Below are 16,849 nucleotides of genomic sequence, written 5' to 3'. Positions count from 1 at the left end.
TCACCCGGGTAAAGGTGGTAAAATGATAGTTGTCAACAAAGAGGACTGCATAAGGTGTGGTGCCTGCCAGGGGACCTGCCCTACCGCAGCCATTGAGGTAACACCGGAGGATGTTATCTACTGTGACATCTGTGGTGGAGAACCAAAGTGTGTTGATATCTGCCCAACAGGCGCCCTCAAACTTGAGGACCTGGTGGTTGATGAGGCAGGTAACACACAGGGCAGGATAGTCTTCAACCCTGATAAATGTAACGAGTGCGGGGACTGTGTGGAGGTCTGCCCTCCACAGATCCTCAAACTCGACGGGGGGAAGGTCAAGAAGATTCCGCTTCAGGGCTTCTGTGTCATGTGCCAGAAGTGCGTTGACATCTGCCCTGTGGGTGTCATAGGCGTTGAGGGCATCAAGGAACCAGCGAAGGTTGAACTGGAAATCGAAGGACCCATATTCATCGCCGACTGTGTCGGCTGTGGAATGTGTGTCCCTGAATGCCCGGTGGATGCCATAACCCTTGAAAATGTGGGTGGAGTCATAGAGATCGATGAGGACACCTGCATAAAGTGTGGTGTCTGTGCACAGACCTGCCCATGGAACGCCGTCTACATCTCAGGCAAAAAACCAGAGAAGAGGGCCAAGGAAATCAAGAAATTCGAGCTGGACGAGGAGGCATGTATAGGCTGCAACACCTGTGTGGAAGCATGCCCCGGTGACTTCATAGTTCCAAAGTCATCAAACCTTACAGTTGAACTTCCAGCCATCTGTACAGCGTGCGGACTATGTGAACAGCTCTGTCCAGTGGATGCCATAGACCTTGAGGTGGAACTCGGACCCGCCAAACCTGCAAGTGAGGAGGGTCTTGTCTGGGATGAAGGAAAATGTGAGTTCATCGGTGCATGTGCCAACATCTGCCCCAACGATGCAATAAGGGTTGTAACGAAGGAGGGCATGAAGCTCCCTGACAATGAGAAGGTGGATGAGGAACCGTCCTTCGCCATGTGTACACGCTGCGGTGCATGTACCATGGCCTGTCCAAAGGGTGCCCTCAGCCTTGTGGATATGGACAAGGTCATTGATGGTGAGGTTGTCAAGAGGAAGAGGATCCAGTACAACCCTGCCCTCTGTGACCAGTGCGGTGACTGCATCGAGGCATGCCCATACGACATGCTGAAACTCACCGATGAGAAGGTTCCACTCAAAGGGTTCTGTATACTATGTGACCAGTGCATACCCGCCTGTCCAAATGGTGCGCTGTCACTGAAATAAACCCACTTCTTTTTTTGTTTTCAGGATTATCCCTGACTTTACATGCCACATATTATTATTCAGAATAATATTTTTATGAAAAATTATTTTTCATATTTAAAATTTTTCTTTTTTTTCTTTTGAAAACATTTATATTATCCTTCTTTCTTATTCAATAGAGTCATAGATGTCCAGAAAATGAAGCATAAGCGGTTATATCTGGATTAATACAGATTAATACCGATATGTGCAGTATGGCTTGTTCTATAATGAGCTATGCTCTGGAGGTTGGAGGATGAACTTCGGTATAACCTGAAGGCCCATTTCGAGACATCGAATCTGAGATGAACACTGTTAAGACCATGGAACCCTCTTAAATCACTTAAAACCCTGATTCCATAACCCCCTCACATTCAATAATAAATTAATAAATTTTATTAATAAACAAATAAAAACCAAGAGGTGTGAATACCATGCCAATGTATGAAGACAGAATAGATCTCTATGGGGCAGATGGTAAGCTCCTTGAGGAGAATGTTCCTCTTGAAGCCATAAGCCCCCTTAAAAACCCGACAATAGCAAACCTGGTAAGCGACGTGAAAAGGTCAGTTGCAGTGAACCTCGCCGGAATTGAGGGAAGCCTCAAAAAGGCAGCCCTTGGAGGAAAGTCCAACTTCATCCCTGGAAGGGAAGTTGAACTGCCAATCGTTGAAAACGCAGAGGCAATCGCTGAGAAGGTCAAAAAACTCGTCCAGACCTCAGAGGACGACGACACAAACATACGCCTCATAAACAACGGCCAGCAGATCCTGGTGCAGGTCCCAACAACAAGGATGGGTGTAGCAGCAGACTACACTGTCTCAGCACTTGTAACAGGTGCAGCCGTTGTACAGGCAATCATCGACGAATTCGACGTGGACATGTTCGATGCAAATGCAGTTAAAACAGCTGTAATGGGAAGGTACCCACAGACAGTGGACTTCACAGGGGCCAACCTCTCAACACTGCTCGGACCACCTGTGCTCCTCGAGGGACTCGGATACGGTCTCAGGAACATAATGGCAAACCACGTCGTTGCCATCACAAGAAAGAACACACTCAACGCATCAGCACTATCATCCATACTCGAACAGACAGCAATGTTCGAAACAGGTGACGCTGTCGGAGCATTCGAAAGGATGCACCTCCTTGGACTTGCATACCAGGGACTCAACGCCAACAACCTTCTCTTTGACCTGGTTAAGGAGAACGGTAAGGGCACAGTCGGTACAGTGATAGCTTCACTGGTGGAGAGGGCAGTTGAGGACGGAGTCGTTAAAGTGGCCAGGGAGATGAACTCAGGCTACAAGGTCTACGAACCAGCCGACTGGGCACTCTGGAATGCATACGCAGCAACAGGACTCCTTGCAGCAACAATAGTCAACGTGGGAGCAGCAAGGGCAGCCCAGGGCGTTGCATCAACAGTACTCTACTACAACGACATACTTGAATACGAGACAGGACTTCCAGGCGTGGACTTCGGAAGGGCCATGGGTACAGCAGTAGGATTCTCATTCTTCAGCCACTCCATCTACGGTGGAGGAGGTCCAGGTATATTCCACGGAAACCACGTCGTAACAAGGCACAGTAAGGGATTCGCCCTGCCATGTGTGGCTGCAGCCATGTGTCTTGACGCAGGAACACAGATGTTCTCAGTTGAGAAGACATCAGGACTCATAGGATCCGTTTACAGCGAAATAGACTACTTCAGAGAACCAATAGTCAACGTCGCAAAAGGTGCTGCAGAGATAAAGGACCAGTTATAGGCTGAAACGGGGAGTTTAAAATGCCCGGAACAGGATTCGTCGATGTTAAGATATTCCCCCAGAGGCTCCTGAAACCCGAAACCGTTGAAAAACTGCTGAACAGCATATACGATCTTGAAGGTATAGTCAGGGTACTGGTTCATGGACCATCCATACCCGACAGGGTGTACTATGGACCGGCCAGGGGCACAGAGGTTAAACACAGCGACCGGAGAAGGATAAGGGTACGTGGAGAGGAGGTTGAACTCCGCGTTAAGGTCGGTGAGGTCATAGTGGGGATACTCCCGGAGGCCCTGGAGGAGAACATGGATAAAATCGATGAAATCCTGAAGGAAGTGCTCCCCTGCCCCTATAAGGTATTCATAGGTGCCTTCACAAAGAAGGACATCACCATATCCGATTACCTCAAATACGGTCTCAACTTTGAGGACAAAATCGATCCCAGGATAATAGGTATGGCTGATCCAAGTTCAAGGGTGAAGGACACTGTTGTTAACATAAAATGATTGTGAGGTTATGATATGTCTTACAAAGCCCAGTACACTCCTGGAGAAACCCAGATAGCTGAAAACAGAAGAAAACACATGGACCCTGATTACGAATTCCGTAAATTAAGGGAAGTATCAGACGAGGACCTGGTCAAGGTCCTGGGACACAGAAACCCTGGTGAAAGTTACAAGTCAGTGCACCCACCACTGGATGAGATGGACTTTGAGGAGGACATCGTCAGGGACATGGTTGAACCCATACAGGGTGCAAAGGAAGGTGTGAGGGTCAGGTACATCCAGTTCGCAGACTCCATGTACAATGCGCCTGCCCAGCCCTATGACAGGGCAAGGACCTACATGTGGAGGTACCGTGGTGTTGACACAGGTACACTCTCAGGAAGGCAGGTCATTGAAATGAGGGAACTGGACCTTGAGGGAGTCTCAAAGGAACTGGTTGAAACAGAACTCTTTGATCCCGCAACAACAGGTATAAGGGGTGCAACAGTTCACGGACACTCCCTCAGACTCGATGAAAACGGTCTCATGTTCGACGCCCTCCAGAGGTACGTCTTTGATGAGGAGAAGGGCCACGTGGTCTACGTCAAGGACCAGGTTGGAAGGCCCCTTGACGAGCCAGTGGACATGGGCCAGCCCCTCGGTGAGGATGAACTCAAGAATATCACCACAATCTACAGAAAGGATAACATCGCTATGAGGGATGATAAAGAGGCAATTGAAGTTGTTGAAAACATACACACCGGCCGTACCCTTGGCGGATTCGGTATGGACGTATTCAAGGATGACCTAAGAAAAAGGCTAGGTGATGATTAATGGATGAAAAGAAACTATTCCTTAAGGCTTTAAAGAAGAAGTTTGAGGGGGAGGACCCTGACGAAAAATACACAAACTTCTACTGCTTCGGCGGATGGGAACAGTCCGCACGTAAAAAAGAATTCACAGAGTACGCCAAGAAGGCTGCTGAAAGGAGGGGCGGAATACCATTCTACAACCCTGACATAGGTGTCCCGCTGGGTCAGAGGAAACTCATGGCATACCGCGTCTCAGGAACAGACGCCTACGTTGAAGGTGACGACCTCCACTTCGTGAACAACGCAGCCATCCAGCAGATGGTGGACGACATAAAGAGGACAGTCATAGTGGGTATGGACACAGCACACGCGGTCCTTGAGAAGAGGCTGGGTGTGGAGGTAACCCCCGAGACCATCAACGAGTACATGGAGGCAATCAACCACGCCCTCCCGGGCGGTGCAGTGGTCCAGGAGCACATGGTGGAGGTCCACCCAGGACTCGTGGAGGACTGCTACGCCAAGATATTCACTGGTGATGACAACCTGGCAGATGAACTGGACAAGAGGATACTCATAGACATAAACAAGGAGTTCCCTGAAGAACAGGCCGAGCAGCTCAAAAGCTACATTGGAAACAGGACCTACCAGGTTAACAGGGTCCCAACAATAGTCGTGAGGACCTGTGACGGTGGTACAGTTTCAAGATGGTCTGCAATGCAGATAGGTATGAGTTTCATATCCGCCTACAAACTCTGCGCAGGTGAAGCAGCAATCGCTGACTTCTCATACGCTGCAAAACACGCAGACGTTATAGAGATGGGTACAATAATGCCTGCAAGGAGGGCAAGGGGACCAAACGAGCCAGGTGGAGTGGCATTTGGAACATTTGCTGACATAGTCCAGACCTCAAGGGTTTCAGATGACCCTGCAAACGTTTCACTTGAGGTCATAGCCGGCGCAGCAGCACTCTACGACCAGGTATGGCTCGGATCCTACATGTCAGGTGGTGTTGGATTCACACAGTACGCAACAGCAGCCTACACCGACGACATCCTGGACGACTTTGTCTACTACGGTATGGAGTACGTGGATGACAAGTACGGCATCTGCGGAACAAAACCAACAATGGACGTGGTCCGGGACATCTCAACAGAGGTCACACTCTACAGCCTCGAACAGTACGAGGAATACCCAACACTCCTCGAGGACCACTTTGGAGGATCACAGAGGGCAGCTGTTGCAGCCGCAGCAGCAGGATGTTCCACAGCCTTCGCAACCGGAAACTCAAACGCAGGTATCAACGGATGGTACCTCAGCCAGATACTCCACAAGGAGGCCCACAGCAGGCTCGGATTCTACGGTTACGACCTGCAGGACCAGTGCGGAGCATCCAATTCACTCTCAATCAGGAGCGACGAGGGACTCATACACGAACTCCGTGGACCTAACTATCCAAACTACGCAATGAACGTGGGACACCAGCCAGAGTACGCCGGTATAGCCCAGGCACCACACGCTGCAAGGGGAGACGCCTTCTGTACAAACCCACTCATAAAGGTTGCATTTGCAGATAAGGACCTCTCCTTTGACTTCACATCACCAAGGAAGTCAATCGCAGCAGGTGCCCTCAGGGAGTTCATGCCAGAGGGTGAAAGGGACCTCATCATACCAGCTGGAAAATAATTCCAGCATAAAACCCCTTTATTTTTTAAAATAAGTTTCAGAAATTACGATAGGGACCTCTGTATTTAGAAAGTTTAAAAATTAAGCTGGTTCTGATCTTTATTGCGGTTATGGACCTATTGAATAAATAGGAAAACTGTTATTTCTGTTTTATGTAAATTCTGTGCTTATCGAGGTCCAGCCTTGTGAGTTTTCCTTCAAACTTCCTTGTTGAGTTGAGGACATCCGTTGCTTTGATTCCATCTTCAAGGACCTCAATTAGTATAACGTCCTCCATGAGGAGTTCACCGTCTTCTGAGTACAGGTTTGATTCACACATTGTTTCACCATCCATATGTATTGAGGTTTGGGGTATCTTTATTATCAGATATAAATTTTTTCATTATTAATCATGTTCTTTCTGGTTGTGGCATGCCATATACCTTCCCCTTCCCTCAAGGACCTCACCATCATCCATAACAACCTCCCCACGGACAATGGTCATCACAGCATCCCCCAGGTACCTGAAACCCTCAAAGGGTGTGTAATGGGCCCTGCTGTAGAATTCATCGGCACGTATCTCTCCTTCTCTCCTCAGATCCACAACAGTGAAATCAGCGTCCATCCCCTCCCTTATGAATCCCTTGGAACCCAGTCCAAAGATCCTTGCCGGCCCCTCAGCAAGCATCCTCCTTATGGTTGAAATGTTCATCCTGCCCTCTGAAACCAGTGTAAGGAGCACTCTGAGGACGACCTCAAGGTTTGGTATGCCTGGAGGCGCCTCCCAGACACCCATCTCCTTTTCAGGGAGTGTATGGGGGGCATGATCGGTTCCAATTATATCTATATCAGGAAGATCCCCTGGGGATAATCCGCTTTCAGCTGACCTCAGTGGGGGATTGGTCTTTGCAAGATTACCGAACCTCCTCAGATACCCTGAGTCCAGGAGGAGGTGGTGTGGTGTAACCTCGCAGGTCACATACTCCCTGAAGGGTTCAATGAACCGCAGGGCCCTCCTGGTGCTGAGGTGACATATGTGGACAGGGTGCCGGTAATGACATGCGAGTGCCGTCGCCTCTGCAACCGAAACCTCCTCTGCAAGGGGTGGCCTTGCCAGTGAGTAGGCGTAGGGGTCCCCCACTCCCCCAAGATTTTCACAGGAATGCATTATTATTTCACGGTTTTCACAGTGCAGGGTGATGGGCACCATTGATCCAAGTTCCCTGAGTCTTCTGAAGAGGACATTAACATTACCCATGGTAATGGAGTCCATGAAGACCTTGAATGAGGCCGGACCAAATTGGAGTATCTCCTCAACCTCTGAGGGGTCAGAGTAGCCGGCGTGGAGTCCAAAATCAACCATACTCTTACGCTCACCTATCCCTATCTTCCTCTTAAACTCGGATGCATTATCTGTGGGCGGCAACGTGTTTGGCATGTCAATGACCGTGGTGAAGCCCCCACGGGCAGCGGCCATCGAACCGGTCCTGAAGTCCTCCTTGTACTCCAGTCCAGGGTCCCTGAAGTGCACGTGGGCATCTATGAGCCCGGGGAGCACATGATAACCACTGAGGTCAATCCTCTCAGAGGCATCCATACTCCCACGGGTTATATTCACTATCCGTCCATCATCAACACCTATATTGAAGGTTCCCCTCTCGGTTCTGCAATTTTCAAGGAAGAGGTCAACTGGCATGGTATCATCCATTAAATTATTTACCCATGGCTTTATATTAATTAACATGCCTTCAGAGGAATTTCTCAGGAGTATAATTGAGGGGGACCTTGAACTCATCAGGGCGGATGCCATTGATAAACCGGAATACGGGGACCATGCATCTGAACCAGGGATCATGGCAGACTTCACAGAGTACTCCCCCTTTCACAGGGGCCACAGACACTGCATGATGGAGGCAAAAAGGCTCAGACCTGGCGCCCTCTTTGTGGCTATAATACCGGGACCCCTTGAGAGGAGCGGGAGGGGCGTCCCCTACATAATGACCCGCCAGGCAAGGGCAGAGATAGCCATCAGGGCAGGGGCTGATATAGTGGTTGAGGGCCCCCCAATGGGTGTTATGGGTTCTGGCCAGTATTCTCTCTGCCTTGCAAGGATGTTCAGGGCCCTCGATGCTGACTGGATACCCCGCGGCTACAGGCCGGTTGATGGGTTTGATGAGGTCCTTGAAAGGATCAGAAGGGGCCACAGGGTTGTGCCAAGGCCCTACAGGATAGTGGACCTTGACACCTCTGAGACCGTACTTGAGGGTAAACTTGAGGAGGACAACTATGTCATAGCATCCCTTGCAGGGGCCCTCGGCAAGATCGGATTCAACTTCAGAAACAGGTTCATATTCATAAAAAGACTTGAGGGTGTGAGCGGAACCAGAATACGGGATGCGGTATCCCGGGGCGAAATTGGGGAAGTCGCACATATGCTTCCCGCCGAGACGGTTGAGGTCCTTGAAGGGGAAATCTCAGAGGGGAGGGCACCCCTGCATGATCTGAGGCTCTCAACCGAGATACTCACAGCTGCAAACAGCCTTGAAATTGGGGAACTTAAGGATCTCAACCTCTTCGATGAGGTAACAGCATCTGCAATCGTAAGGAAAAGACCATACAGTTCACTTGCCGATGTTGAGGCCGCCATACCCCCATCATTCAGCAGGCACCACAGGCAGCGCATAATCTCGGTCCTTGAGGCAAAGGTTCATAAGGGACTGGTCCATAAATATATAGAAAATTATCCATCTGTAATTCGAATTCTTGCATTTAAGGATAAAGAGATCCTTGAAGAATTTAAGGATAGAATACCACACAGGAGGCTAGAGATATGGCAGTGAATAAAGGAGACTTTATAAAAATCGAATTCACAGGTAAGGTCAAGGAGACCGGTGAGGTCTTTGACACAACAGACGAGGAAGTGGCTAAGGAGGCAGGACTTCAGATAAAGAAGACCTTCGGCCCCATACCAGTCGTTGTTGGAGGAGGACACCTCATAAAGGGTCTTGACGAGGCCGTTATCGGAATGGAGGAAGGCGAGGAAAAACACGTTGAGATTGAACCAGAGGACGCCTTCGGTAACAGGGACCCAAAACTTGTCCAGCTCATACCCATGGGCGAATTCAAGAGGCAGGGAATAAAGCCCTACCCTGGGATGCCCCTGACTGTTGAGGGACATGAGGGCAGGGTCCTCAATGTCTCAGGTGGACGCGTGAGGGTGGACTTCAACCATGAACTTGCAGGCAAAACCCTCGAATACGATTTAAGGGTTAAGGAGATAATCACCGATGATGTTGAGAAGGTAAAGAGCATGATACAGCTCCACTACCCATCCCAGAACATGGACATCGACAAAACAGAGGTTGAAATAGATGATGGGCGCGTGAGGATCTGCATGGATGAGATGACACGCTTTGATAACAGGCCCTACATGGATGTTACCCTCACAAGGTTCAGGATAGCGAAGGACATCTGGGAGAACATTGAGGGTGTCACCAAGGTTGAATTTGCCGATGTATTTGAGAAAAGGGAAGAGGAGAAAGATGAGGATTCAGAGGAATAACTTCCTCAGAATCCACAAATACTTGATTGATTCTTGTACAGAACTTAAATTCATCAAACTGAATTGCTGATTCTATTTTTATTCCACTGATGGGTTCACGATAACTCACTTTTTCCAAAAATTATTAGGACCCCTGAAGAGAACAATATAATATGGATCCCCAGAGAGACGCACTCAGGATATCACTCTATTATGCAATCTTCAGCATTCTCTGGATACTCTCATCAGACTACATCCTCTCTCTCATAGCGCAGCCCCAGGCTCTTGTTCGGCTTTCAATCATCAAGGGGTCCCTCTTCATAATCCTGACCTCACTTTTTCTTTTCGCGGTTCTGCGCCTCTACCTGTGGGCACTGAGCGATAAGGAGGAGTCCCTGAGGATCAGTGAGAAGAAGTTCAGGTCCCTCTTCATGGAACTCCCTGTGGGTGTTGTCCTCATGGATGCCGATGGAAGGATACTTGAGTCTAACCCCACCATCCGGGAGATTTTCAGGCAACCAGCAGATAACAGATTATAGGTGAACTCCACGGGGACCTTGCAGCTGTCAGAAAAACTCAGGGGGAGTTCATGATAAGGCAGGGGGATAGATGGATACGGGTACTTATAAGAAGGATTGATGGGGGTTCTCTGGGAATCTTTGAGGATCTCACAGATATAAAGAGGTCCGAGGAGAAAGCAAGAAGGTCCCTTGAGGCCAACAGAACACTCCTATCAGAACTCCACCACCGTGTCAAGAACAACCTTCAGATCATCTCAAGCCTCATAAACCTACAGGCAAGGGGAATGGATTATGATTCCTGTAAACTCATGAGGGCTCTGCAGCTTCGGATAAGGGCCATGGCACTGGTCCATGAGTTACTCCTTTCCAATCCAGAGGCCAGCACAGTGAACTTTGCATCGTACACAGAGAGGCTCCTGTCCTACCTGCGCGACATGTACAGGTCCAGTGTCCAGATTGAGGCGGACATTTGTGAGGCTGAATTCAAAATTGAGACGGCAGTTCCACTGGGACTCATTCTAAATGAACTTGTATCAAACAGCCTGAGACACGCATTCGATGATGGGGGAACCATCAGGGTATCCCTTGAGGATACCTCTAATGGTTTCCTTCTCAGGGTCAGTGATAATGGGAGGGGCCTTCCAGAGGGCTTCAGCCTGGAGGAAAACGCAGGTCTTGGCCTGAATCTTGTGGCGGGCCTTGTGAGGCAGCTTGACGGGACACTCAAATTTGAGTCGGGGGAGGGCACATCATTTCTGATAGAGTTCAGGGAGCCCAGCTACCCCTGGAGGGTTTAAGTGGAGATCCTTGTTCCCAGGAATCTGATTATCCTTTCAGGGTCATTCATGAGTATCCCTAGCACGTTTTCAGGGCTGCCATAGTATGGTGCAAGGTACACACTGTAAATCAGGTATGATAGAACAGCAAGGATACCCAGTATTATGAGGATGGCAATGAGTATCTTAACCCCGAGACCCATTCCCTTCCTTTCCCCTTCAGCGGACTCAACCCGCTCCCTGAAGAGCTTATCAGCACACCTCTCACAGTAATTCTTCCCTCCAAGCTTCAGACGGCACTCCTCGCAGAGTATCCTCCCGCATATTATGCATGATGCCACACCTTCACGTTCAGGGTGCCTGTCACAGTTCAAATGACCACCTCAGATCAGTCCTTGCCGGGCCAGGTAATTATACGGGGAGCCTCAACACCCTCAACCCGCTCCCTTATGAACTCTGGCCATTTCTCAGTATCAAAGCCCTTCTGGGCCAGGAAACCGTATATCCACCTTGAAAGACCTATACCCGTGCATCCAGTCCATATGTTCATGTTACGGGCCTCCCTGATTGAGAATCCCTCAATGAAATGTGTTCCGTGGACATTGGCAGATACAACTGCCACTCCCTTCTCCTGCCCTGGCAGTGAGAGCCTCATCTCATATTTGGGGACATCGGGAAACTCTATTCCCCTCTCCTCAACCCTTCTGCCCTCAAGGTAGAATGGGTCATCCCCCACCTCGGTGTACCATTCAAGTTCCAGTTCATCGGCGGCGTCATATGAGAGTTCAACGGTGCGGTCGCGTATCTCCTCGGTGTCCCGTGGTGCTGCCAGCCATACAAGTTCTATCCTCTGGAACTCATGGACCCTGTCGAGGCCCTTGGCTCCCCCTGCCTCCCACCTGTAGGTCCAGCCGCTCCTGTCAAAGAACTTTATGGGGAGGTCATCCACATTCACCACCTCATGTGAGAGGAACTGGTAGAATGGTTCGCACTGGGCCGGCGCAATAACGTACCCGGGATCCTTCAGACCCCTCTTGAGGAGGTCCATGGGCACCTCCCTGTTTATGATGAGTTCATTCTTGAACTCCTCAAAGGTTTCAGGGTCCCTGCTTGGGGCGCTGCAGTAGTACATCCCCTCAGGCAGGCCCTCAAGGTACCTCATCTTGTTCATAACATCGAGGGGTATGAGCTTCGGGAAGAGGCACTCAACGAATCCCAGGGGCTTCACTATCCTTTCAATGAGGAACTCCTCCAGGGCACGGTGCAGGGCGGTTATCTGGGGCCCGTAGAACCACTGTCCACGTCCAGGAAACTTCTTAACCCACCCGAGCCTCATGGCCTCCTCTGTGGGGTCTCCGTCAAAGAAGAACTCCCTTTTTTCGCTTCTTGCAACTATCTCACCGGGGGTTGCTCTTGTGACCCTGGTTGTGAGGTCCTGTGAGGATTCAACGAGGCTGAGGGCGTGCTTCACAACCCTGTCCACGACGTGTTTCCTGAGCTCTGACTCATCAAGGGGCTGGAATCTCACCCTTATGGTGCCCTCTGAGATATCTGCATCCTCCACAAATGGCAGCTCCCTGAGGCCGGGGATTTCTGATACTCCCCGGGCATCCATTTCAAGTGTGTAGTCCTCCACATTAACACCCCTGACACCGACCCTGTAACGGGGCCCAAGGAGCTGTCCCAGGGGCTTTTTGAGTCTCAGAAGACCATCATGGGCCCTTACACGTCTCCCTGATTCCATTTCAAGTTTCAGGGTGTCCCCCATGAGCTTCCATGATTTTATATGTGAAGCCTCCCTCTCCTGGCCGTCAGGGACTCCCCTCCTGAGAATGTCTTTTTCAGCCTCTTTCAGGAACTCTTCAATGTCCTTCTCTGCCTCTGGAACCTCTTTACTGAGTTTTATTATTCCCTTAAGTTTGAACTTCATCCAATCACCATATGCTATAAGCTTGATTAAATCTGAGTTCATTTATCCTCTGAATTTTCTGACCCGACACCCATCATATTTTCAACTACCATGACCGAGAATATGAGGTCATCTGCGGTGTTCAGGGCTGTTCCAATGGAATCTGATTCCATGGTGAACCTTACTGTTGATCCGTCAATTTCAGATTCAACGTATGATCTGTTTTCGGGTTCAAGCGCCTTCATAACTATCCCCGCTTCATCCTCTGATTCGTATTCTGCTTCTATGGTTACTGATATCCTCATTTATTATCCCTCAGTCGGGCATCTTCATTTAAGTTATCTCCCATGGAGACTATCCTCCCGGAGATTTCCATTATGGCCCTGAAGGCAGCTGATTCTGGGTGCATGGCAAGGGGCTCGCCCCCCATATCAGCCACAACGACGGTCTTATCTGCAGGTACACAGCCAAGCACGTCAATTCCAGCTGCCTCCAGCCGTTCACGCATGAATTCCTCATCCTCTTTGCCTGATACCTTGTTGATTATGGCCATTATTCTCTTAACCCCGATATCGGCCGCTAGCTTCTTTATCCTGGATGCTGTTTCAAGTGATTTGAGGCCGGGTTCGACGACCACCACCATCAGATCAACGGATTCTGCGGTCCTCCTCCCGAGGTGCTCTATTCCAGCCTCCATGTCAAGGATCACCATCTCATCCTTTCTGAGTATCAGGTGGCGGAGCAGGGCCTTGAGGAGCACCGAGGCAGGGCAGACACAGCCGTCGCCACCATGCTCCACGGTGCCCATCACCATCACCCTGAGGTTGGGTCTCCTGGGGTGCTGGATGGAGAGTGAATCTGGAAGGTCACTTATCCTGGGGTTGAGCTTGAATACCTCACCGAAGGATGACCCTGGCTCCGCTCCGGTGCGCTCCCTTATAATATCCCTCATACGGGATATGGGTGTTATCTCCTCTTTTATGCCTATACTGGATGCAAGGTTCATGTCGGGGTCGGCGTCAATGGCAAAGACCCTGAATTTTCTGGAGAATATGCAGGCCAGGGTGCCGGCTATGGTTGTCTTGCCCACCCCACCCTTACCGGTTATGGCTATCTTCATGATGACACCATGGAAACTTTTAAAAACCATCCCTGCTAATTATATGTATCCTTATATTTTTCAGGTTGGATCTATTAACTGTTTGGCTTCCAAGACAATATTTATTAATGGTTACCGAGATACTCATTTCATAGTTATTCTCATGGACATGATTACAGGAGGATTATTTATGGTTCGTGCATACACAAGAAGAGAGTACATCAAGAAGATTCCAGGTTCAAAGATAGTTCAATATGATATGGGTAACCTCTCAGCTGAATTCCCGATTTCACTGAGCGTTGCTGTTAAGGCACCAACCCAGATAACCCACAATGCCCTGGAGGCAGCCAGGATAGCCTCAAACCGTTACATGCAGAGGAAGGCCGGTAGGATGGGTTACCACCTTAAGATAAGGGTCTACCCCCACCACATAGTCCGTGAAAACCCCATGGCGACAGGGGCAGGGGCTGACCGTGTCCAGGACGGTATGAGGAAGGCATTCGGGAAACCAGTGAGTACAGTGGCCCTTGTTAAGAAGAACCAGAAGATAATCACAATCGAGACAAACAAGAAGAATTTCAAGGATGCCAAGGAGGCCCTCAGAAGGGCTGCAATGAAGTTCCCTGTTCCATGCAGGATTGTGATTGACAGGGGCGAGGAACTGGTAAAATAATTCTATTTTTTTCACATTCACATTTTTAATGACACCAACTAGTTCAGGGGATAAAATGGTTAAGTATGTGGCGTTTTTTGAGGAACTCGGTAAGGATGATGTGGGAATCGCTGGCGGAAAGGGTGCAAACCTGGGTGAACTTACACAGGCAGGCATACCTGTTCCCCCGGGGTTCGTGGTGACAGCGGCAACCTATGACAAGTTCATGACAGACACGGGACTTCAGCCCATTGTAATGGACATGCTTGAAAACCTTGACGTCAATGATACAAAGGAACTGCAGAGGGTTTCTAAGGAGATAAAGGACATAATAACATCCACAGAGATACCCGAGGATATACAGACACTCATAATAGAGTCATACAATGCACTCTGCCAGAGGATAGGAAAGGATGATGTTTACGTCGCCATACGTTCCTCAGCCACAGCAGAGGACCTCCCTGAGGCATCATTCGCTGGTCAGCAGGACACCTTCCTTAACATAAGGGGTGCCGAGGATGTCATGGAGTATGTCAGGAAGTGCTGGGCGTCCCTGTTTGAGGCCAGGGCCATCTTCTACAGGGAGGAGAACAACTTCGACCACTCCAGGGTCTACATAGCGGTTGTTGTCCAGGAGATGGTTGACGCTGAAAAGGCAGGGGTCATGTTCACCGTCCACCCATCAACCGGGGAGGATAAGATCCTCATTGAGGGTTCATGGGGTCTCGGTGAGGCTGTGGTTTCAGGTTCAGTGACCCCTGACACCTACTGGGTTGATAAGAGCACAGGCAAACTCCTTGAGTTCACCGTCGGTGAGAAGAACGTCATGTTCACAAGGGAGGATGGCAGGACAGTAAAAAAGGAGGTCCCCCCTGAACTTCGAAATAAGAGGGTCCTCTCTGATGAGGAGATAGCCGCCCTCTCGGAGATGGGCAGAAGGATACAGGAACACTATGGCTCACCACAGGATACTGAGTGGGCCATAATGGATGGGGAGGTTTACATGCTACAGTCAAGGCCCATAACAACCCTCGGAGAAGCCGTGGAGGAAGGAGAGGTTAAATCGAAGGATGTGATACTCAAGGGCCTCGGGGCAAGCCCCGGCCTTGCATCAGGTAAGGTCAAGATAATAAGGGAGATCCATGAACTGGATAAGATACAGCTCGGTGACATCCTCGTCACGGTCATGACCACCCCTGACATGGTTCCTGCAATGAAGAGGGCCAGCGGTATAATAACCGATGAGGGTGGTGTCACCTGTCATGCCGCGATTGTATCAAGGGAACTTGGAATACCCTGTGTTGTGGGTACAGGCAATGCAACCGAGGTTCTCAGTGAAAACCAGGTTGTCAGCATCGACGGTAACAAGGGACTCGTCTACGAGGGCCGCGTCGTAGAGGAGGAGAAGAAGGAGTCTGCCCAGGAGGCTGTCACCGTCGAGTCACCCATACTCACAGTTACTGAGGTCAAGGTTAACGTGAGCATGCCTGAGGCTGCAAGGAAGGCCGCGGCAACAGGTGCAGATGGTGTTGGACTTCTGAGGACCGAGCACATGATGCTCACAACAGGCGTCCACCCGAGGAAATTCATTGAGGACGGACGTGAGGATGAACTTGTGAGGATCCTCGCAGAGAACATCCTCAAGGTTGCAGATGAGTTCTACCCACGCCCTGTATGGTACAGGACCCTTGACGCGCCCACAGATGAATTCAAAACCCTTGAGGGTGGTGAGAATGAACCCTACGAACACAACCCAATGCTGGGCTGGAGGGGTATACGCAGGGAACTGGATGAGCCAGAGATCCTCAGGGCAGAGTTCAGGGCCATAAAGAAACTCCATGAGCAGGGCTACACCAACATAGGCATAATGATACCCCTCGTACAGCACCCTGATGAACTCAGGAAGGCCAAGAGGATAGCAGAGGAGGCGGGCCTTAAGCCCCACAGGGACGTTGAATTCGGTATCATGGTGGAGACACCTGCAGCCGCACTTATAATCGAGGACTTCATTGCAGAGGGTGTCGACTTTGTGAGCTTCGGTACAAATGACCTCACCCAGTACACCCTTGCAATAGACAGGAACAATGAACACGTGGCAGACCTCTACACAGAGGGCCACCCGGCGGTCCTCAAACTCATTGAGAGGGTTATAAAGAAATGCAATGAGGCAGGGGTCAAAACCAGTATCTGTGGCCAGGCAGGAAGCATACCACGTATAGTTGAGAAACTGGTGGAGCTCGGGATAAGCAGTGTATCCGCCAACACAGATGCCGTTGCCGAGGTGAGGAAGACCGTTGCAAGGGCAGAACAGAGACTCCTCCTTAAGGCGGCAAGAAAACTTCTTTAA

At 50.0% G+C, this 16,849-nt stretch carries 17 protein-coding genes; 11 read left to right on the top strand and 6 right to left on the bottom strand.

All coding sequences use genetic code 11. The features are described 5' to 3' along the window. The first annotated feature begins 22 nt into the window (after positions 1–22). From mvhB to mcrA, 5 genes are all read left to right on the top strand, one after another. On the top strand, positions 23–1,261 hold the full coding sequence (gene mvhB / locus AB9H23_RS06150; protein ID WP_370004523.1) for a polyferredoxin protein MvhB: 1,239 nt from the start codon (positions 23–25) through the stop codon (positions 1,259–1,261). A gap of 452 nt (positions 1,262–1,713) precedes the next feature. Continuing rightward, positions 1,714–3,045: a coenzyme-B sulfoethylthiotransferase subunit beta gene (gene mcrB, locus AB9H23_RS06145; RefSeq protein ID WP_370004522.1), complete on the top strand. Its 1,332-nt coding sequence runs from the start codon at positions 1,714–1,716 to the stop codon at positions 3,043–3,045. Between the two features lie 20 nt (positions 3,046–3,065). Beyond that, entirely contained in the window at positions 3,066–3,551 is a 486-nt protein-coding gene (gene mcrD / locus AB9H23_RS06140; RefSeq protein WP_370004521.1) for a methyl-coenzyme M reductase operon protein D, read from the top strand. Positions 3,552–3,566: 15 nt separating this feature from the next. After that, positions 3,567–4,364, top strand: a complete 798-nt coding sequence (mcrG, locus tag AB9H23_RS06135; RefSeq protein WP_370004520.1) for a coenzyme-B sulfoethylthiotransferase subunit gamma — start codon at positions 3,567–3,569, stop codon at positions 4,362–4,364. Then, positions 4,364–6,025, top strand: a complete 1,662-nt coding sequence (mcrA, locus tag AB9H23_RS06130) for a coenzyme-B sulfoethylthiotransferase subunit alpha (RefSeq protein ID WP_370004519.1) — start codon at positions 4,364–4,366, stop codon at positions 6,023–6,025. Before mcrG ends, mcrA begins: the two co-directional genes overlap by 1 nt. A gap of 139 nt (positions 6,026–6,164) precedes the next feature. Here mcrA and AB9H23_RS06125 read toward each other — a convergent pair whose 3' ends face one another. After that, a complete protein-coding gene (locus tag AB9H23_RS06125) occupies positions 6,165–6,344 on the bottom strand; it encodes a CooT family nickel-binding protein (protein WP_370004518.1) in 180 nt (59 codons plus the stop codon). A 66-nt stretch (positions 6,345–6,410) separates the two neighbouring features. Then, on the bottom strand, positions 6,411–7,700 hold the full coding sequence (gene pyrC, locus AB9H23_RS06120) for a dihydroorotase (protein WP_370004517.1): 1,290 nt from the start codon (positions 7,698–7,700) through the stop codon (positions 6,411–6,413). Positions 7,701–7,746: 46 nt separating this feature from the next. Here pyrC and AB9H23_RS06115 point away from each other — a divergent pair, with 46 nt between their 5' ends. The 4 genes from AB9H23_RS06115 (at position 7,747) to AB9H23_RS06100 (ending at position 10,863) form a co-directional block, all read left to right on the top strand. After that, entirely contained in the window at positions 7,747–8,844 is a 1,098-nt protein-coding gene (locus AB9H23_RS06115; RefSeq protein WP_370004516.1) for a nucleotidyltransferase family protein, read from the top strand. Further along, positions 8,835–9,566, top strand: a complete 732-nt coding sequence (locus AB9H23_RS06110; protein ID WP_160322977.1) for a peptidylprolyl isomerase — start codon at positions 8,835–8,837, stop codon at positions 9,564–9,566. The genes AB9H23_RS06115 and AB9H23_RS06110 overlap by 10 nt, the downstream gene beginning before the upstream one ends. A 152-nt stretch (positions 9,567–9,718) precedes the next feature. Then, a complete protein-coding gene (locus tag AB9H23_RS06105; protein WP_370004515.1) occupies positions 9,719–10,084 on the top strand; it encodes a hypothetical protein in 366 nt (121 codons plus the stop codon). A 50-nt stretch (positions 10,085–10,134) separates the two neighbouring features. Further along, positions 10,135–10,863, top strand: a complete 729-nt coding sequence (locus tag AB9H23_RS06100) for a sensor histidine kinase (RefSeq protein WP_370004514.1) — start codon at positions 10,135–10,137, stop codon at positions 10,861–10,863. Here the strand turns inward: AB9H23_RS06100 and AB9H23_RS06095 are convergent. The 4 genes from AB9H23_RS06095 to AB9H23_RS06080 are packed head-to-tail and all read right to left on the bottom strand — an operon-like array spanning position 10,860 to position 13,871. Beyond that, entirely contained in the window at positions 10,860–11,216 is a 357-nt protein-coding gene (locus AB9H23_RS06095) for a hypothetical protein (protein WP_160322980.1), read from the bottom strand. The genes AB9H23_RS06100 and AB9H23_RS06095 overlap by 4 nt on opposite strands. Before the next feature lie 14 nt (positions 11,217–11,230). Further along, the gene (gene serS / locus AB9H23_RS06090; protein WP_370004513.1) at positions 11,231–12,772 is read right to left on the bottom strand and encodes a serine--tRNA ligase; all 1,542 of its coding nucleotides are present in this window, start codon (positions 12,770–12,772) and stop codon (positions 11,231–11,233) included. 38 nt (positions 12,773–12,810) lie between these two features. Further along, complete coding sequence (locus tag AB9H23_RS06085) at positions 12,811–13,056, bottom strand: KEOPS complex subunit Pcc1 (RefSeq protein WP_160322982.1); 246 nt, start codon at positions 13,054–13,056, stop codon at positions 12,811–12,813. Beyond that, positions 13,053–13,871, bottom strand: a complete 819-nt coding sequence (locus AB9H23_RS06080; RefSeq protein WP_370004512.1) for an AAA family ATPase — start codon at positions 13,869–13,871, stop codon at positions 13,053–13,055. The genes AB9H23_RS06085 and AB9H23_RS06080 overlap by 4 nt, the downstream gene beginning before the upstream one ends. Before the next feature lie 169 nt (positions 13,872–14,040). Between AB9H23_RS06080 and rplJ the strand changes: the two genes are divergently transcribed. After that, on the top strand, positions 14,041–14,523 hold the full coding sequence (gene rplJ / locus AB9H23_RS06075; RefSeq protein ID WP_013296292.1) for a 50S ribosomal protein L16: 483 nt from the start codon (positions 14,041–14,043) through the stop codon (positions 14,521–14,523). 55 nt (positions 14,524–14,578) lie between these two features. Further along, complete coding sequence (ppsA, locus tag AB9H23_RS06070) at positions 14,579–16,849, top strand: phosphoenolpyruvate synthase (protein WP_370004511.1); 2,271 nt, start codon at positions 14,579–14,581, stop codon at positions 16,847–16,849.

Origin of the sequence: Methanothermobacter sp. KEPCO 2, assembly GCF_041228365.1 — an archaeon.
GTDB classification, from domain to species: Archaea; Methanobacteriota; Methanobacteria; order Methanobacteriales; family Methanothermobacteraceae; genus Methanothermobacter; species Methanothermobacter marburgensis.
The sequence above is the reverse complement of the archived record's forward strand: the minus strand, read 5'-3'. Positions and strand labels throughout refer to the sequence as shown.